The sequence below is a fragment of the Thiogranum longum genome, from assembly GCF_004339085.1.
Lineage (GTDB): Bacteria > Pseudomonadota > Gammaproteobacteria > DSM-19610 > DSM-19610 > Thiogranum > Thiogranum longum.
Genome location: NZ_SMFX01000001.1, coordinates 2,394,461 through 2,411,841 on the forward strand (window position 1 = coordinate 2,394,461; position 17,381 = coordinate 2,411,841).

12 protein-coding genes are annotated in these 17,381 nt (G+C 56.2%); 7 read left to right on the forward strand and 5 right to left on the reverse strand.

Translation table 11 applies throughout. The features are described 5' to 3' along the window. The first annotated feature begins 4 nt into the window (after positions 1–4). Entirely contained in the window at positions 5–1,735 is a 1,731-nt protein-coding gene (locus tag DFR30_RS11685) for an ABC transporter ATP-binding protein (protein WP_132973443.1), read from the forward strand. Here DFR30_RS11685 and DFR30_RS11690 read toward each other — a convergent pair whose 3' ends face one another. Beyond that, complete coding sequence (locus DFR30_RS11690) at positions 1,736–2,830, reverse strand: mitochondrial fission ELM1 family protein (protein WP_132973445.1); 1,095 nt, start codon at positions 2,828–2,830, stop codon at positions 1,736–1,738. 129 nt (positions 2,831–2,959) lie between these two features. Here DFR30_RS11690 and DFR30_RS11695 point away from each other — a divergent pair, with 129 nt between their 5' ends. The 5 genes from DFR30_RS11695 to fghA all read left to right on the forward strand — a co-directional run bounded on the left by DFR30_RS11695 (position 2,960) and on the right by fghA (position 7,790). Next, positions 2,960–3,202: an acyl carrier protein gene (locus DFR30_RS11695; protein ID WP_132973447.1), complete on the forward strand. Its 243-nt coding sequence runs from the start codon at positions 2,960–2,962 to the stop codon at positions 3,200–3,202. 2 nt (positions 3,203–3,204) lie between these two features. Further along, positions 3,205–4,395, forward strand: coding sequence for a serine palmitoyltransferase (gene spt, locus DFR30_RS11700; protein WP_132973449.1), 1,191 nt, complete (start codon positions 3,205–3,207; stop codon positions 4,393–4,395). Between the two features lie 126 nt (positions 4,396–4,521). Next, positions 4,522–5,796, forward strand: a complete 1,275-nt coding sequence (gene murA / locus DFR30_RS11705; protein WP_132973451.1) for a UDP-N-acetylglucosamine 1-carboxyvinyltransferase — start codon at positions 4,522–4,524, stop codon at positions 5,794–5,796. A gap of 34 nt (positions 5,797–5,830) precedes the next feature. Beyond that, positions 5,831–6,940 (forward strand): S-(hydroxymethyl)glutathione dehydrogenase/class III alcohol dehydrogenase, encoded by a 1,110-nt coding sequence (locus DFR30_RS11710; protein WP_132973453.1) that lies wholly within the window; start codon positions 5,831–5,833, stop codon positions 6,938–6,940. Between the two features lie 10 nt (positions 6,941–6,950). Beyond that, positions 6,951–7,790, forward strand: coding sequence for an S-formylglutathione hydrolase (gene fghA, locus DFR30_RS11715; RefSeq protein ID WP_132973455.1), 840 nt, complete (start codon positions 6,951–6,953; stop codon positions 7,788–7,790). Positions 7,791–7,828: 38 nt separating this feature from the next. On the opposite strand, the gene DFR30_RS11720 is transcribed toward fghA, so the two are convergent. Beyond that, the gene (locus DFR30_RS11720; RefSeq protein WP_132973457.1) at positions 7,829–11,023 is read right to left on the reverse strand and encodes a translocation/assembly module TamB domain-containing protein; all 3,195 of its coding nucleotides are present in this window, start codon (positions 11,021–11,023) and stop codon (positions 7,829–7,831) included. 14 nt (positions 11,024–11,037) lie between these two features. After that, positions 11,038–12,786 (reverse strand): autotransporter assembly complex protein TamA, encoded by a 1,749-nt coding sequence (locus DFR30_RS11725; protein WP_132973459.1) that lies wholly within the window; start codon positions 12,784–12,786, stop codon positions 11,038–11,040. A 317-nt stretch (positions 12,787–13,103) separates the two neighbouring features. On the opposite strand from DFR30_RS11725, the gene DFR30_RS11730 reads away from it, so the two are divergent. Next, on the forward strand, positions 13,104–14,486 hold the full coding sequence (locus tag DFR30_RS11730) for an OmpA family protein (RefSeq protein WP_132973461.1): 1,383 nt from the start codon (positions 13,104–13,106) through the stop codon (positions 14,484–14,486). Positions 14,487–14,523: 37 nt separating this feature from the next. Here DFR30_RS11730 and DFR30_RS11735 read toward each other — a convergent pair whose 3' ends face one another. Then, positions 14,524–16,866 (reverse strand): ABC transporter substrate binding protein, encoded by a 2,343-nt coding sequence (locus DFR30_RS11735; RefSeq protein WP_132973464.1) that lies wholly within the window; start codon positions 16,864–16,866, stop codon positions 14,524–14,526. A gap of 120 nt (positions 16,867–16,986) precedes the next feature. Continuing rightward, the gene (gene gloA / locus DFR30_RS11740; RefSeq protein ID WP_132973466.1) at positions 16,987–17,373 is read right to left on the reverse strand and encodes a lactoylglutathione lyase; all 387 of its coding nucleotides are present in this window, start codon (positions 17,371–17,373) and stop codon (positions 16,987–16,989) included. Positions 17,374–17,381 lie beyond the last annotated feature (8 nt).

The window sequence follows — 17,381 nt, forward strand, 5'->3', positions numbered from 1 at the left end:
CGCCATGCGTCTGATGCTCTCTTTCTTCAGTGCCTACCCCTGGCACTCTGTCATTATGCTGCTGGCGCTGCTGTTTGCCGGTATCGCGGAAGGCGTGGGCTTATCGGCATTATTGCCACTGATCAGCATCGCCATAAAAAATGATGTCGGGGAAAGTGCCAACACCGACAGGCAACCCGCCAACGAATACGAACAGATGGTCATCGATGCCCTGCAACAGGCCGGCATCTCACCCGGTATTGGTGTACTGCTGTCGATAATTGTGCTCGGTGTAACCCTGAAAAGCCTGTTGCTGCTGGTTGCCAAGAAGCAGGTCGGTTATACCGCAGCCCAGGTAGCAACTGACCTGCGGCTCGAAATGCTGCGCGTAATGTTGCGCAGCAAATGGGAATACTTTATCCATCAGCCGATCGGCCGGCTGACCAACCGGCTGGCGACAGAAGCACAGCGTTCATCTGAATCTTTTGTCAATGGTGCCACTGTCATCACCTACCTGGTACAGGCCATTATCTATGGCGGTGTTGCCGTCGCTGTTTCCTGGAAGGCGACCCTGACCACACTCGCCGTCGGCAGTGTCATCATCGGTATTTCGCATTTCCTGGTGCGTATGACACGCCGCGCCGGGAAAAAGCAAACCCGCCTGCTGACCTCCCTGCTGTCACAGTTGACCGATACACTGCAATCCGTCAAGCCCCTCAAGGCCATGTCAAAGGAACACCTTGCCGACAAGGTGCTGGCCACGGAAACCACGCGACTCAACAAGGCGTTCCGCAAACAGGTATTCAGCAGCGCTGCTCTGAATGCCGCGCAGGAGGAAATGTTCGCTATTGTAGTTGCAGGGGGTATGTTCATTGCGCTGGTCAAACTTGGTATGCCGGTGGCCACGGTAACAGTACTGGCCGTGGTACTTGGCAAGATGCTCAGTCAGCTGGGCAAGGTGCAGAAGCAATACCAGAAAATGGTGGTGGGCGAGAGTGCCTTCTGGTCACTCAAGGATGCCATCGAAGAGGCGCGCCAGGCCGAGGAATACCTCGGGGAAGGTGTAACACCGGGTCTGGAAACCGGTATCCGGCTCGATCATGTAACCTTCAGTTATGATCCTGGAAGACCCGTATTGCGTAACATCAGTATTGACATTCCGCAGGGTCAGCTGACGACACTGACCGGTCCCTCGGGATCAGGCAAAACAACCGTGATCGACCTGGTCATCGGTCTGCTAAAACCCCAGGACGGGCATGTCCTTATTGACGACGTCCCTCTCAACAAACTCGATATGCGCGCCTGGCGTCGCATGATCGGCTATGTCCCCCAGGAAACCCTGCTGCTGCACGCCTCCATCGCCCACAACGTCACACTCGGCGACCCGGAACTCGGTGAACAAGATGCCATCCGTGCGTTAAAAGAGGCTGGCGCCTGGGACTTCATCGCGCACCTGCCAGACAGCATCCACAGCACCGTGGGGGAGCGCGGCACCAAATTCTCGGGCGGCCAGCGTCAGCGCATCATGATCGCCCGCGCACTGGTGCATAAACCCCGCCTGCTGATCCTCGATGAAGCCACCAGCGCACTGGACCCGGAAAACGAGGCCGCCATTGGACGGACTATGGAAGCCTTGCGTGGCAAGTTGACCATTCTCGCCATTTCTCACCAGACGGCACTGGTCGAGGCGGCAGACTGTGTCTACCGAATGGAAAATGGCAGTGCGGTGAAGGTTCGGGGCACGCACACCACCTGATCAGAACAGGGCTCTGACCCGCGCCACCGCGCGCTCCATATCATCTGATGACGATACAGAAACTGCAGGTGGCTCGCCCAGCCAGGCAACGCGCCCCTGTTCGAGCAAACGCTGGTGAACAAGACGGATATCCCTGCTCAGGCGGGGGTGTCCCCAACGCATCATCAGGCTGTAGCTCCAGGCACTGAGACGAAAGTCTACGGGGATATCCCGGTCCTCGCGCATCAGATAACCGTAGCCTCCCAGCGGCGCCATCCACACCGGCTTGCCGGTCGCACAGGCCTCACTGAGCATGGATATACTGTCAGCCGTCACCACCAGGTCATCGCACAGGGCGAGCATACCGAAGTAAGGATTTTCCGTATCCTCCGGACGCCAGCGATACAGCACATGCGGTGCACTGATTTCACGTTCGAATATATCGATAACGGCCGGTGAGGTGCGTGCGCTGGTGGAGATCATCAGCGAACCGCCACGCTGGCGTGCCTGCGCGTTCACCTGTTGCGCAATGGCATGGGCATTTTTCGGCCCCAGGGTATACGGCCCGCTGTTACCGCCGAGGATCACTGCGGTCCGCGGGCCGGGCAGTTGTGCAAACGGCTTTCTCCAGCGTACGGCTTCCTGCTCCAGCCGCTGCGGCGTGACACGATGCAGGGTCAGGGTGTTCTGCAATACCTTCGGGTGCTCGGCCAGTCGATACTGGGGCGTAGTCACAATCAGGTCAAAATGGTCGAGATGCGCCCAGGGCCTGCCGATATGCACAATGCGCGTCGTACCACCCTGCTGGTCCCGAATCCAGCGACACACGGGCTCGTTGCGCATGCCTGCGGAGATCACCAGGTCCGGCCAGGGCGCTACTAGCGGGGAAGAGCTGTCCTGCCGGATGCCGCGCAGATCGCTGCCGCGAAACAGGCTGGTACGGAATTCTGTGCTGCGGTAATCGAGCTCCTTCAGCTCGAAAGGCCAGCCCAGCGCCTCCCCCAGGGCAATCACCTGGTTACGCTCACCGGCACGATAGCCCGTGACCAGCCACACAACAGGGGGTTTTCCGCCGGAATCGGCCAGACCGGACTGTACGGGTTCAACGGGACTCATGGTAATGATTTCAGGGCTGACACCCGTGGCGCCGCCGCTCAACTCCAAGTACAATTCAGCGTTTGCGAATCTAGCGGCTTGTGCCGCGCGGCGCAACTATCAAGCCCCGGATCCGAACGAGTTTTCTGCATGCCTGACTACAATGAATACCTTGAACGCATCTTCGACGTGCTCAAGCCCTTCGCCAAGCAGGGCATATTGCTCAACGAGGAAAGTGAACTGGTCACCGAACTGGGGCTGACCTCACTGCAGGTCATGGAGCTGATCGAGCAACTGGAAGACCATTTTGACATGTCCATTCCGCTCAATATCCTGCCCGACATCCGTACCGTACACGATCTGGCCCAGGCGCTGGAAAAGCTCAACCCCTGATCATGAGCCTGTTCGATAAATTTCAGCCGATTGCCGATATCCAGGCCGACCTACAGGCACTGGGTATCATGCCCTTTGGTGCCGTCACCGAGAAACTGTTGTCCTCCACCGAGGCCATCGTCAACGGTCACAAGGTCATTCTCGCCGGCACCAACAATTATCTCGGACTCACGTTTGAGCCCGAATGCCTGGAGGCTGCCAAGAACGCCATCGACGAGCTGGGCACGGGTACCACCGGCTCGCGTATGGCCAACGGGACTTTCGCCGGACACGTCGCGCTGGAGAAAGAGCTGGCGGAATTTTTCGATCGCAAGCGCTCGATTGTATTTTCCACCGGCTATGCCGCCACCATGGGAATGGGGTCAACACTGGCCGGCCCGGGTGACGTCATTGTACTGGACGCCGACAGCCACGCCAGTATCTATGACGGCGTGCGCCTCGGTGGCGCCGATGTGATCCGCTTCCGCCACAATGATCCCGCAGACCTCGACAAACGCCTGCGCCGGCTCGGTGATCGTATCGACAATACGCTTATCATTGTAGAAGGCATCTACAGCATGATGGGTGACCAGGCGCCGCTGGCCGAGATCGCAGAGGTCAAACGCAAGTACGGCGGTCTGCTGCTGGTCGACGAGGCTCATTCGCTGGGCATGCTCGGCGATCACGGACGAGGCGTTGCAGAAGCTGCCGGCGTCGAGGATGACGTGGATTTTGTGGTTGGCACCTTCAGTAAAAGCCTGGGCTCTATCGGTGGCTATTGCGTCAGCAACCACGACCAGCTTGACGCCATTCGTTTCGCGATACGCGCCTATATTTTTACCGCGTCGCCGTCACCCTCGGTCATCGCCTCCACGCGCGCGGCACTGCGCCTGATGCAGGAACGTCCGTATCTTCGTGATCAGCTCTGGGCCAACGCCCAACACCTTTATGACGGACTGAAAGCACTTGGGCTACAGGTCAGCCCCGAGGTCAGCCCCGTGGTGGCTGTCACCATCAAGAACCGCAACCAGGCCATCGACTGGTGGAACCGGCTGTTACAACGCGGCGCCTACGTCAACCTGGTCATGCCGCCCGCATCACCGACCGAAGACAGCCTGCTGCGATGCAGCGTCAGTGCCGCACACAGCGCGGAACAGATAGACCGGATTATTGAAGCGTTTGCCAATGTACAAAATACTCCGGTAGCCAACTGATTTTCATCCATGCCCTTATATCCCGTCATTGCGAGCACAGCGAAGCAATCTCCAGACGTCTCGCACCAGACTGAAAAAGATTGCCGCGCTGCGCTCGCAATGACAGAGACTTTCCAGGTTACGTGAATGGATAAACTGAACATCATCGGCAATGGTCCGCTGCAAGGCGAAGTCACTATTTCCGGCGCCAAGAATGCCGCCTTGCCAATCCTTGCCTCAACCTTGCTATGCCCCGAACCATTCACGCTGCGCAACGTTCCCCATCTGCGCGACATCACCACCACCCTGGAATTGATGGGCCGTTTTGGCACTGAAATCGAACTGGTGGATGACCTGTCACTGGTGGCGGACAGTTCGCGCATCACCAGCCTGTTGGCACCCTATGAGCTGGTTAAAACCATGCGCGCATCCATACTGGTGCTCGGTCCTTTGCTGGCACGATTCGGCGAAGCCGAAGTATCGCTGCCCGGTGGCTGCGCCATCGGTTCACGCCCGGTCAACCTGCATATACAGGGACTGAAGGCGATGGGCGCAGAAATCGGGATCGAGGACGGCTATATCAAGGCCAAAGCCAGCCGCCTCAAAGGAACGCCGTTCTTCTTTGACGTCGTATCTGTCACCGGCACTGAAAACCTGATGATGGCCGCCACCCTCGCCGAAGGCACCACGGTACTCGAAAATTCCGCCCGCGAGCCGGAAGTCGCCGACCTCGCCCACTGCCTGCAGGCCATGGGCGCAAAAATCAGCGGGGCCGGTACCGACACCATTACTATCGAAGGTGTAGAGAAACTGCACGGTGGCAGCCACAGCATTACCGCCGACCGCATCGAGACCGGTACTTTTATGGTGGCCGCCGCCGCAACAGGCGGGAAAATTCACTTGCGTAGAACCGAGCCCTCCTATCTCGATGCCGTGATCGAAAAACTGCGCGATGCCGGCGCCGAAATCACCTCGAATGAAAACAGTATCGATGTCGACATGCACGGCAAACGTCCGCACGCCATCAACCTGACAACGGCTCCCTACCCTGCCTTCCCGACTGACATGCAGGCGCAGTTCGTCGCGCTGAATGCCATTGCAGATGGTACCGCGACAGTAAAGGAAACCATTTTCGAAAATCGCTTCATGCACGTGCAGGAACTGCAGCGCATGGGCGCTGACATTGAGCTGCAGGGGAACACTGCGATCATTCGCGGTATCGACAAACTGCACGGTGCACCCGTGATGGCGACTGACCTGCGTGCATCAGCCTGCCTGGTTATCGCAGGACTTGCGGCTGAAGGCGAGACATTGATTGATCGCATCTACCACCTTGACCGCGGGTACGAATGTATCGAGGAAAAACTTTCCCAGCTGGGCGCGAAAATCCAGCGGGTACCGAGTCACTCCAGGGCAGAGTGAATCACCACGACATCAAACACGAGGAACACACTTCATGAAAGCCAAAGCCGCCGTCGCATGGGAACCCAGGCAACCTCTGTCCATCGAGCTCATCGACGTGGAAGGCCCGAAGGAAGGCGAGGTTTTACTGAAAGTCATCGCCTCGGGGGTCTGCCATACCGACGCTTTCACGCTCTCCGGGGAAGATCCTGAGGCGGCCTTCCCCGCCGTACTCGGCCACGAGGGCGGCTGCGAAGTGGTGGAATGCGGCCCGGGGGTCAAGGACCTGAAACCCGGCGACCATGTTATTCCTCTCTATATCCCCGAATGCGGGGAATGCGAATACTGCAAGTCAACGAAGACCAACCTGTGTCAGTCCATTGCCTCCACCGTGTGGACCGGGTATATGCCTGACCATACACGACGCTTCTCCCTGGATGGCAAACCCATCTATCACTACATGGGTTGCTCGACGTTCTCCGAATATACCGTGGTGCCGGAAATCGCACTGGCGAAGATCAATCCCGCGGCACCACTCGACAAGGTCTGTTTGCTGGGCTGCGGCATCACAACAGGCATCGGTGCTGTACTCAACACAGCCAGGGTCGAACCCGGATCGACCGTCGCCGTTTTCGGCCTCGGCGGCATTGGCCTGTCCTGCGTACAGGGCGCGGTAATGGCCAAAGCCGAACGCATCATCGCCATTGACATGAACCCGGCAAAATTCGACATGGCCAGGGCACTGGGCGCTACGGACTTCATCAACCCCTCGGACCTGGGCGGGAGTGTCACCGAGGCGATTGTCGAAATGACAAACGGCGGTGTGGATTATTCTTTTGAATGCATCGGCAATGTCGAAGTCATGCGCGAAGCGCTCGAGTCCTGCCACATGGGATGGGGTGTCTCCACCATCATCGGTGTTGCCGGGGCCGGACAGGAGATCCACACCCGGCCCTTCCAGCTGGTCACAGGCCGCACCTGGAAGGGAACGGCCTTTGGCGGCGTCAAGGGTCGCAGTCAGTTGCCCGGCTATGTCGACCGCTACCTGGCGGGTGAAATCGAGGTGGACAAAATGGTAACCCACACCATGCCGCTGGAAGATATCAACCGCGCCTTTGACCTCATGCACCGTGGCGAGAGCATCCGCTCTGTCATTATCTTCTGAGAAACCCGACATGCGTCAGATTGAACACATCAAGGAATCCGGTGGCTGGTTGAACCGCTACACGCATGACTCGGCATGCTGCCATTGCGAAATGACCTTCTCTGTCTACCTGCCCCCTGCCGCCAGCACGCGAAAAGTACCGGCGCTCTATTTCCTGTCGGGACTGACCTGTACGGATGACAATGTTCGTGTCAAAGCCGGCGCACAGCGCTATGCCGCAGCGCTGGGTATCGCACTGGTCATGCCCGACACCAGCCCCCGTGGCGAAGGTGTGGCGGATGATCCCGACCGCTACGACCTGGGTCAGGGCGCAGGCTTTTATATCAACGCCACCTGTGAACCCTGGGCCAGCCATTACCAGATGTACGACTACGTCACACGCGAATTACCAGCCCTGGTTGAGGCTGAGTTGCCACTGATACCCGGCCTCAAATCCATTACCGGGCATTCCATGGGGGGTCATGGCGCACTGATATGCGCCTTCAAAAACCCCGGCGCCTACCAGTCCGTGTCGGCCTTTGCACCGATCTGCAATCCGGTAAACTGCGGTTGGGGCGAAGGCTGCCTGAGCGCCTACCTCGGTGATGACCGGGAAGCCTGGAATGCCTGGGATGCGACAGCGCTGGTGAAGGCCGGCGCAAAACCCCTCCCGCTACTCATCGACCAGGGTACCGGTGATGAATTCCTTGCCGAACAACTTCATCCCCGGGCACTGGTTGATGCCTGCCTTGAGCGAAACATTCCGATTCAGTTTCGCATGCAGGAAGACTACGACCATAGCTACCATTTCATCGCCAGTTTTATCGGTGAGCACCTGGCATTTCATGCGCGACATTTACAGAGTGACTGACCACCTTACAAAGAAATTGACTTCGCCTGTTTACCCGCTCATTTTCTTTCAATACTGTACTTCAGATCTATCGATTGCTGGGCACCGGAGTTCCCGATCAGGCTGAGGTGCCGCGTCAGCTTGTAGATCACCTGAAAAGCGGCGCTTTCATTAAACAGACCATAGACATAATCAATATGCAGGCGTGGTGACAACTGTTTACCCACGGTCAGTGCGGTGTCTGTGTCGGTAGCACCCGATTGAACGCCAAGGTCAATCCCGAGCTTCTGGCTTATTTCCCGGGAAACGGGATTGTTGGCGCCCAACGATGCCGCCGCGGCGGCGAGCGCCTGCGAATCCTTGCCCGTAGATGAATCATTGAGCGGTTTGCCGGTGACCAGGTAGGACATGATTTCGGCGTTGGCCATGGCCGGGTTGGAAAACAAGCTCAACCGGGGTGACTCGACATTACCGGTCAGTTGCAGGCCTGCCGTTACCTCGCCAATGATACGCGCTGCCTGAATATCCAGCGCCGGATTGCCCAGTGGTCCGGCAAACAACAGTCGACCTCGCTGGATGGCCAGTTTCTGGCCATAGCCGTCATAGCGGCCGTTCCTGAGTTCCAGCACACCATTGCCGATGAGTATTTTCGACTCCAGGCTGCGAATAGCGAGGCTGCCTGCCAGGTTGGTACTCAGACCCAGGCCTTCGAAGTGCACATCATCGCCGATGTTCGCCACAACATTGACACTGACAGGAAGGGTTGAGGGTTGCTGTACAGGCGCACCCGCCGGACCAACAATCACCTGGTCTGCGGACACCTTGACGGTATTGGGCGGAAGTTTCCTGAGTTTGATCCGGGCGTAGGGAACACGTACCGAGCCGGTAACATCGACCCGCTGCATCGATCCTGCAACCTGAAGCTCAGGGTCGACCTCTATGATCTTGTCCGGCAGGCTGATGATGGCGAAGTGTTCGCCCTGCAACTTAACGTTGAAAGGCCAGTTACGCGCCCTGGCCAGAGACAGCGTTCCATCAAGACGAATACTGCCTTTGCCTGAGTCCGCCGAGCCACTCAACACAACATCGGAGCCTTTCCCCTCTGCCTGAAAACCGATGTTTTTCATCTCAATGCCCAACGCCGGAATAATCATCTGGCCCTTGCTGAGTGATGCAGTACCGCCGATTTCCGGCGCATCCAGAGAACCGGAAAGTCGGATCTCGGCGGCCGCCGCACCGCCGGCAACCTTGATATCGGTCATCAGTGGTTCCATAAAGCGCAGGTCCGGGAAATCAAGATTGACCGTGCCGGACAACTGATCTTTTCCACCACCAGGCCGGCCCAGCCTGATATCGCCGTGCAGTTGACCTTCTGCAGACTCACCATCCAGGGCCAGTTGCAATGCATCATTCTCCCGGCTGCCCCGCACACAGACCTGGCGCTGTTGCGCCTGCCAGCAGGCCTTGAACGGTCGTGCATCGCGCGCAGTGACGTGCAATTCAACCGGATCGCGTAGCTGCCAGTTACCCAGCGCTCGCAACTCGAGCGTTGCAACTTCCAGTACACCGTCCCAGGCCGCCTGACGATAACCGCCACGCAATTCAACCAGGGTACGCCCTTGTCCGGCCGTCACGTCGAGACTCACTTTGTGACGGTCGATCCAGCCCTGGCTCGTGAGTGCCAGGCTCTGCACCGGCGTTTTGCCGATTAGTGCGCCCTGCGCCCGGATGCTGAGCTTTGATGCTTGCGGCCTGACAGGATCAATCAACGCCTGAGCGCTCAGCGTTTGCACCGAGTTTCCCTGGTAGCTGAGTCCGCTTGCCGACAGATCCAGGTTGGCCGAAACAGCATCCATCGGACCTTTTATAACACCGTTCGCACGCACCTGGCCGGCGAGGCCCGGCATCACACCAGCCAACTTCGGGGCATCGACCTGGTATCGCAAACCGGTTCGCGCATCCAGAACACCGGAAACTTCTGCGCGATTTTCACCCAGGGCAATGCGTAACCCTGTTGACTCCGGCAAGCCATTTTTGAAACCCAGATCTCCCTCTACTGTAATCGGCTGGGTGTGCAAGGTGCCTTTTAACCTGAGTTTGCGGAAGGCCGCAGCAACACGCTCATCCTTGCTGGTGACATCGAGTCGTGTTTCGAGATCCAGTCGACCCGGCCACTCGGGCCACTGCAAACCGGGGTTGATCCCGGATGCCTTGATATCCATAGCCAGCGTAAACCCGGGTGCCCAAGCCACATTGCCGCTCGCCGCAAGGCTGCCGTCGAGCATAGTGATGTCCAACGCATCGATGGCCAGTTGCCCGGAATCTCCATGCCCGCGTGCCTGCACCTGCATGGCCGGTGCATTGCGAATATCGAGCGGTCCCTCAAGTTTGAGCCTGTAGTCATCGACATGGCCTTCAATCTCGTAATCCCCTTGCGCACTCGCGTATTCCACGTCCCCCGACAACGGCCAGCGCAGCGACTGCCATTGCCCGGAAAACCGGAATTCCGGCTGCTCACCCTCCAGCTGAACGGTGCCGTCACTGGTCAGCTGGAACGGGCCTGAGAGTGTGTGTTTAACGCTGAACCGGTGCAGATCACCCTTCAGTTCGGCTTCCCCGGAAACGGTGACTGCATCGGGCAAACGGGTTGCCCAGTTCAGCGTTGCGCCGAAGCTGTAAGGCTTGTGCAGGTCGGCCTTCCCACTCAGTTGCAGCATCTTGTCCTGCAAACTGACATCGAACTGTTTAATGTGGAGCCCGCGAACCGGGCCGGCACTCACTGACAGGACAAGTTTATCAACCACGGTTTTAGCTTTATCTGCTTCTACCAGCAGACCGGTGACCCGCACCTTGTCTACCTGAAGAGCCAACGGCAAGGGTATGCGTTCCGGCAACACGAACGGCTCGGCATCAGGCGCTGCGGGAGGTGCCCGGTAGTACATATTTCGGGCGTCGAGCAGACGTATCCGCGCTGTGCCACGCAGCAGGTCAGGCAGGTACACGTCGAGAACAAGCCGGTCAATTTCAATGACCCTCTCGTCCTGACGGTAACTCACACCCTTTAGCGTCAGACCGGACACCAGCTCGCCGCTGATGCTGCTGATCTCGAGCTCTCCGGGCGCGTACCGCTGTGCTTCCCGGATCAACCAGCGGTTCCCGGTTTCACTGAGGGTGATAAAGGCAAGTGCCGCAGTGATCAGCACCAGCAGCCCGAAAAAAACCAGGAACAGATATTTTGCGATACGTTGCAGCATGATAAATGCGTAACCTAGAGATCCGGACCCATTACGAAGTGAACCCACAGCTGATTGCTCTTTCTGTCGAGCGGGCGTGCAAAATCCAGCCGGACCGGTCCGACCGGGGAGCGCCAGCGGATTCCCAGCCCGACACCTGTTTTCAGGTCAACAGGGAGGTCATTAAATGCATTTCCGGTATCGACAAACGCGGCCAACCCCCACTTTTCGGTTATCCTGTGGTCCAGCTCCAGGCTGCCAACCAACAGGTGCTTGCCACCTTCCACCTCGCCACTGGCGTTGTCGGGACCGAGAGATTTGTAACCGTAGCCGCGCACGCTGCTGTCGCCACCGGCAAAAAAACGTACCGAAGGCGGTAAGGCGTCGAACTTGTTCATAAACGTTGAGCCACCATCGAAGCGGCCAATCAAACGGGTTTGCCACGGCAGGCCGAGAATGCCTTTGGCACCCCCGATCAATTGCAGAAAGCTGATATCAGACGCTACACCTTGCAGGCTGCCGCGTGTTGTGAAGTTCAGCCGAAAACCTCTACGCGGGTAGAGTGGATTATCGGCAACTGATTTCGACCAGCCGATACCCGGCATCAGTAACGACGATGAATCATTCAGATCGCCGCTGATTTTGAATGACTCCCTGCTGTATTCCAGCACCTGCTCCTCCAGCCAACGGTTTTTTAACTGGCGGGTTCGCGTTACGGATACTGCGGTGGTATCTGCGCGATAGCTGTCAGTGTTCTCCTGTTTATAACCGGCCTCAAATCTCATTTTGTCGGTAACAGGATGCTCCAGTGGCAGTGTGTAGGCAAAGGTCACTCTGGATATCACGGTTGACAGAGACAGGTCACTTGAGAGCTGGTGTCCTTTGCGGTTGAGGCGCAGGTTTTTATAGCCAGCCCCGAGACGCGGGCCAGTATCGGTCGCGAAACCGGTCGATAGCGTATAGCGGTGCCGGTTGGCGGGTGTAAGTGTTATACGAACCGGAACCTCGTGGCCCTCGGCCTCATCGATCAGCGGCTGCACCAGCACCTGGGCAAAGTAGCCACTGCCGCTCAATGCAAGGGAGGTCTCCGTCAGTGCAGTGCGCACATAGGGCTCGCCTTTCCGGTAACCAAGGTAGCGCCGCAACAGCTTGTCATCGATAATGTCCTGCGCCGCACGCGTCTCACCAAAGCGGAAACGCACGCCGGATTCGAATCTCAGGTTGATGTCTGCATATCCCGAAACAGGATCAACCCGCAGCTCATGCACGGTGAACCGGCTATCAAAATATCCCCGCTCTGCGGCAAGATTGGTAATGCCGGACTTCAGTGACTCATAGTCGTCATGTCGCAGCGGAAGGCCTGGCCTGAGTCCGGTTTTATCAATCAATTTCTGAAAGTTTTCATCACGACCGGCTTCACCCGTAATAGCGATATTGATATCGCGCAGGATTACCCGTTTCCCTGGCTGGATATCGAATCTGGCTGTCCAGCAATTACTTTTACCTTTTTTCCTGTAAGTCTGGTTAATGACAGGCTGGTAGTAACCGAATGCCTGAAGCGCCTCACGGATCTCACTTTCTGCCTTGATCAGGCTGACCTGCATGCGCCATTGAGGCGCATCGCAGGCTTCCTGTTCAAGCGACAGCATGGCCCTGATATTAGCTTCAAGCGCCTTGTCCACACCCTTGACAATCACAGTGCCATTTGCAAATACGACGCACGGCAAAACGAGCAGGGTAACCAGCACGAAATGGTTGAGCAGGAGCGTGTTTATGGTTTTCATTGACTGTGCAGTGTACCGCCTTTCACGCGCAACCCGGTAAACGGGGCTGCACAGAAAGATTGCAAGGCGTCGGAAATCAGGCAGCCCCTGGCTCTACAGCATTGCCGAAAACCAGTGCCGGTATTTCGAAATCAAGCGCATGCGGCATGTATAAACCGATCATATCGAGAGACTGATCGAGCTGTCGCTGGTAGAATCCGGCAATGGCTTTGTCAGTTGCTGTGCACGGGAAGGAGCCGTGACCCGCACGGTTGAAGGAAGTCTCAAAGACCGGAAGTTCAGGATTCGGATACCCCATTTAAACCAAGGATAGAAAAATGTTGAAAAACTTGATACGTATATCTACTGGCCTGTTTATCGCAGTCCTGCTAACCGCCTGCGCCTCCACACCAAAGCTCAGCAACGAACAGGTCCTCGAACAGAATGAACAGATTGCGCAACTCGACAAGGCACTGCAGGACGCACGCGCACAGGGCGCAGACTATCTTGCACCCGATGGCTATAAAACGGTATCAGGGTATCTCGATCAGGCAATTGAGGAAGCTGCCGGTGGGCGCGATGAAGCTGCCAATAGCTCTGCGCGACTCGGTCTCAACAGCATGAAAAAGCTGAACAGTGACACGGAAAAGAGCAAGGACTTGCTGCGTGAAGTGCTGGCCGCAAGAGAGCGGGCCCTGGATGCCGGTGCCGCCACCGTGTTGACAAAGGACACCTCAGAGCAGGAAACCGAGTTGCGGAAAACCGCTGCCATGGTAGAGCGTGGCCGCCTGGAGGATGTCAAGAAACGTCGCCCTAAACTGATTGCCGGCTATGAGCGACTGGAACTGCTTTCACTGAAAGAAGGCACAATGGATACGGCTAAAACCGCGTTGGAAAAAGCCCGTGAAAACGGTGCTGCAAAGTACGCACCGAAAACGTACAAGCTGGCTTCTGAAGAACTGAATCTTGCTCTGTCTGTTCTGGACGCCGATCGCACGAAGACGGAAAAGGCCAATACCCATGCCTCGCGCGCCAAATGGCTTGCCGAGCGTAGTATTGTTATTACCGAACTTATCAAGGATTTCAAACGCCGGGATTACACAGACGAGGAGGTCCTTCTCTGGTACCAGGCACAACTTGGCGAAGTTGCCACACCACTGGGCAAGGAGCTTCCCTTCAACCGCGATAACCGCGAGGTCGTTATCGGCCTCCGAAATTCGATTGAGGAACTGATCAAACAGAGGGATGAGACCGCAATTGCGTCCAGTCAGTATGAACAGGAGTTATCACTCACCGAAGAGCAGAAAAGATCCATTGCAAAGGTCGAATCCATGTTCAGTCCGAACGAGGCCAGCGTATACCAGCAACGCAAGAATGTGCTGATTGCCGCCCACGGATTCCGCTTCCCACCGGGAGGCAGTGAACTGGAAGCCGACAACTTTGCCTTGCTGAATAAAATTATTCAGGCCGTCAAAACTTTCCCGAACAGTATGATCAAGGTTTCCGGTCATACCGACTCGACAGGGAGTGACGCACTGAACCTGAAGCTGTCCGAAGAAAGAGCCACGAAAGTCGCCAGGTTCCTGACGGAAGTGGGTGGCATAGACGCAGGCCGGATCAGCGTCTACGGCTATGGAGAATCACGCCCGGTTGCCAGCAACGATACACCGGAAGGCAGATCAGCGAACCGGCGGGTCGAGATACTTATCGAAAACCCGTAATAACTGTCCGACCCTTGTGAAAACAGGGGTCGGGTAATTATCTCTGACCTTCACCAGCGCTCCTTGGCAACTCCGGAGCCGGTTTACCGAGAAAGAAACCCTGCGAGTAATCCACTCCAAGAGCAGTCACCTTGTCCAGTACAGCTTGTGAATCGACATACTCGGCAATCGTTTCCATACCCAGCCGACGCGCGAAATCAACGAGAGTACGTGTCACCAGTTCCGAGTTCCTGTCATCATTTATACGTTTGATAATTGAACCATCTATCTTCAGATAATCCGCATTCAGATGCATGAGATGTGTGAAGTTGGAGTATCCGGTACCAAAGTCATCAATAGCCACGCGGCAACCCAGCCTCTTGATCTCGGCAATAAAGCGACTGACCTCTTCGTAATTCTCAATCCCTTCGCTCTCGATCAATTCCACCACCACACGACCCGCAGCATTATATTCATTCAGTTTCTGCTTGAAGAAATGAACTGTTTCGGAATTACGAATATCTTCTACGGTAAAATTGAGCGATATACTGACAGCACGATCACCCAGCATATCCAGACTCTGCTCGATCATGGTACGTGTCAGAATAGCGTACTGACGCGTGCGCTTTGCCGCCTCAAGGAAGAAAAACGGTGTGACAACACTGCCATCCTCGTCTATCAGGCGTACCAACGCTTCATATTTGGTCTGTTTACCGCTGGCATTATGAATAATGGGCTGAAAGAAAGGTCTGATGCGGCCTGTTTCCAGGGCTGTACTCAGCTTGTTGGCCCATAGAATATTCTGCTTCTGGCGTTCTGCATCCTCCAGTGCGTCATCATCGACCGCGTACCCTTCGTTGCGCTCTCTGGCTATATGCAGGGCCTGCTCGGCCCCGGCAATCAGCGTAGTACTTTCACGGCCACTGATACCTGCACTTGCCGTCAGATGGATTTCCGGCTCACCGATTGACAGATGGCTGTCTCTCAATGCCTCCACAATCCGGGCTATCAGCTGTCTGAATACTGCAAACTGCATGGCACCGTCCGCAAGCACACCAAACTGGTCACGCCCCATCCTGTAGAGCCTTGTCCCGCCCGGAAGCAGGCAGGCAATTTCCCGGCTGACAGCAACGAGGACCGCGTCCCCGGTATCCAGGCCGTAGAAACTGTTAATTGCCTTGAAGTTGTTTATGTCAATCACTGCAAAACGGGGGTTCGACATCGAAAGAGTGTCCTGCAGCAAGCGTGTACGATTGGGCAGACCCGTCAGATCATCTGTTGTCTGTTCCCTGATAATGCGGTTCTTGCGCTGTGTAACAAAAACAAAAATGCCGATAATGATTACAGCGATAGTGATAAATATACCCAGCACCCACCAGACCAGTTGCGGGTGGCGATCGAGAAAAGGAAGTGGTTGATTGATAATTCTGGCACTGTCCAGGAGATCCTCGTTCAGCCGTATGCCAAAGTGCTGTAATGTGTTCCAGTCAAATACAAGTTCCCCGAGGCTTTCCTTGACTGGCTCAACATCCGAAACAGGCTCACCCCTGATAATACGCACCGCAAGCCGCGCTGCCGACTCACCCTGTAGTCGCGCCGTGGTCACATATCCACCGAGTACACCGGGGAACAGATAGCCATCTTCCATGACAAGCACCATGCGGCCTGTGCCGGTAATCTCCCGCATGACTTCATCCAGTTCAAGTACTCGCCCGTTTTCGTCGTGCACACCGCCTATCGAGGTAACGATCACAACACCCGGGCCCGCTGTTTTCAGTGAATCCAGGAGCTCGTACTTCGAGCTCATTCCAATGCGTACAATTTCCAACCCGGTGTAATGCCGGGAAATTCCACTGATTCCTGCGCTGATAGCCTGATCGGTGGGACCACCATCACCCAGAAATATGATGCGTTTTGTCTGCGGGCGTATCTGACGGACGAGATTGACACTGCGCTCTACACCCTTGCGTTCGAACACACCGGTGATACGCTGCCGGTCCAGCGTATCTCCAAGAGAAAGGTTATTGACACCGGAAAAAACCACGGGTGTTGACCGAAATGACAGTACACCAGCCGCAAGCATAAAATTCATTGCGTTATCATCTGTCACATAGATGAGATCGGGTGTGTCGCCGGCATGCTTGGCCTGCAGGTAGTACAGGAATTTTTGCAAATAACCAGGACTGGGCTTTACACGCTTGGTATCGAGATATTCGACCGAGAAATTAATGTCATAATCAGGCAAGCTGCTGGACAGCATTCCGGTAAAGCCTTCATGCTGCAAAGCCGTCCAGGGGTAATCCTGGTGGTAGGAATGGATAACGACGACTTCTCGCCGCTCACGCGCCACAGCGTCCGCGGCCATGGAGATGGCCAGCACAGCAAATAGCAGGATAACCATTATCCTGCACAATCCTTCCCTGAACGGACATTCGGCGGGACCAACCCGTGAAATATTCAGTTACAACCCCCCTGCTTTCGCAGCCTGCTGCAATGCTTATCGTCTTATAAGGGCTGAACTTCAGCCTTTCTTGCCGATCAATTCGATCTGGTAGCCATCCGGGTCTTCCACGAAGGAAATAACCGTCGTGCCGGCATTCATCGGACCGGCTTCACGCAGTATCTTGCCACCGTTATTACGGATCTGCCCGGTTGCTTCGTATACATCGTTTACCTCCAGGGCAATATGACCAAATCCTGTGCCGAGCTCATAACGGTCTATATCCCAGTTATGTGTGAGCTCGATGACGGTATTCTCCGACTCGTCACCGTAACCAACAAATGCCAATGTAAATCTGCCGTCCGGGTAGTCTTTCTTGCGCAACAACTTCATGCCCAGCACTTCTGTATAAAAGCTGATGGAGCGATCAAGATCACCGACCCGTAGCATGGTGTGCAGTATACGCATTTATACGC

Coding starts and splice junctions, on each gene's coding strand:
- DFR30_RS11685 (WP_132973443.1), top strand. CDS start 5: ATGCGTCTGATGCTCTCTTTCTTCAGTGCCTACCCCTGGCACTCTGTC.
- DFR30_RS11690 (WP_132973445.1), bottom strand. CDS start 2,830: ATGAGTCCCGTTGAACCCGTACAGTCCGGTCTGGCCGATTCCGGCGGA.
- DFR30_RS11695 (WP_132973447.1), top strand. CDS start 2,960: ATGCCTGACTACAATGAATACCTTGAACGCATCTTCGACGTGCTCAAG.
- spt (WP_132973449.1), top strand. CDS start 3,205: ATGAGCCTGTTCGATAAATTTCAGCCGATTGCCGATATCCAGGCCGAC.
- murA (WP_132973451.1), top strand. CDS start 4,522: ATGGATAAACTGAACATCATCGGCAATGGTCCGCTGCAAGGCGAAGTC.
- DFR30_RS11710 (WP_132973453.1), top strand. CDS start 5,831: ATGAAAGCCAAAGCCGCCGTCGCATGGGAACCCAGGCAACCTCTGTCC.
- fghA (WP_132973455.1), top strand. CDS start 6,951: ATGCGTCAGATTGAACACATCAAGGAATCCGGTGGCTGGTTGAACCGC.
- DFR30_RS11720 (WP_132973457.1), bottom strand. CDS start 11,023: ATGCTGCAACGTATCGCAAAATATCTGTTCCTGGTTTTTTTCGGGCTG.
- DFR30_RS11725 (WP_132973459.1), bottom strand. CDS start 12,786: ATGAAAACCATAAACACGCTCCTGCTCAACCATTTCGTGCTGGTTACC.
- DFR30_RS11730 (WP_132973461.1), top strand. CDS start 13,104: ATGTTGAAAAACTTGATACGTATATCTACTGGCCTGTTTATCGCAGTC.
- DFR30_RS11735 (WP_132973464.1), bottom strand. CDS start 16,866: ATGGTTATCCTGCTATTTGCTGTGCTGGCCATCTCCATGGCCGCGGAC.
- gloA (WP_132973466.1), bottom strand. CDS start 17,373: ATGCGTATACTGCACACCATGCTACGGGTCGGTGATCTTGATCGCTCC.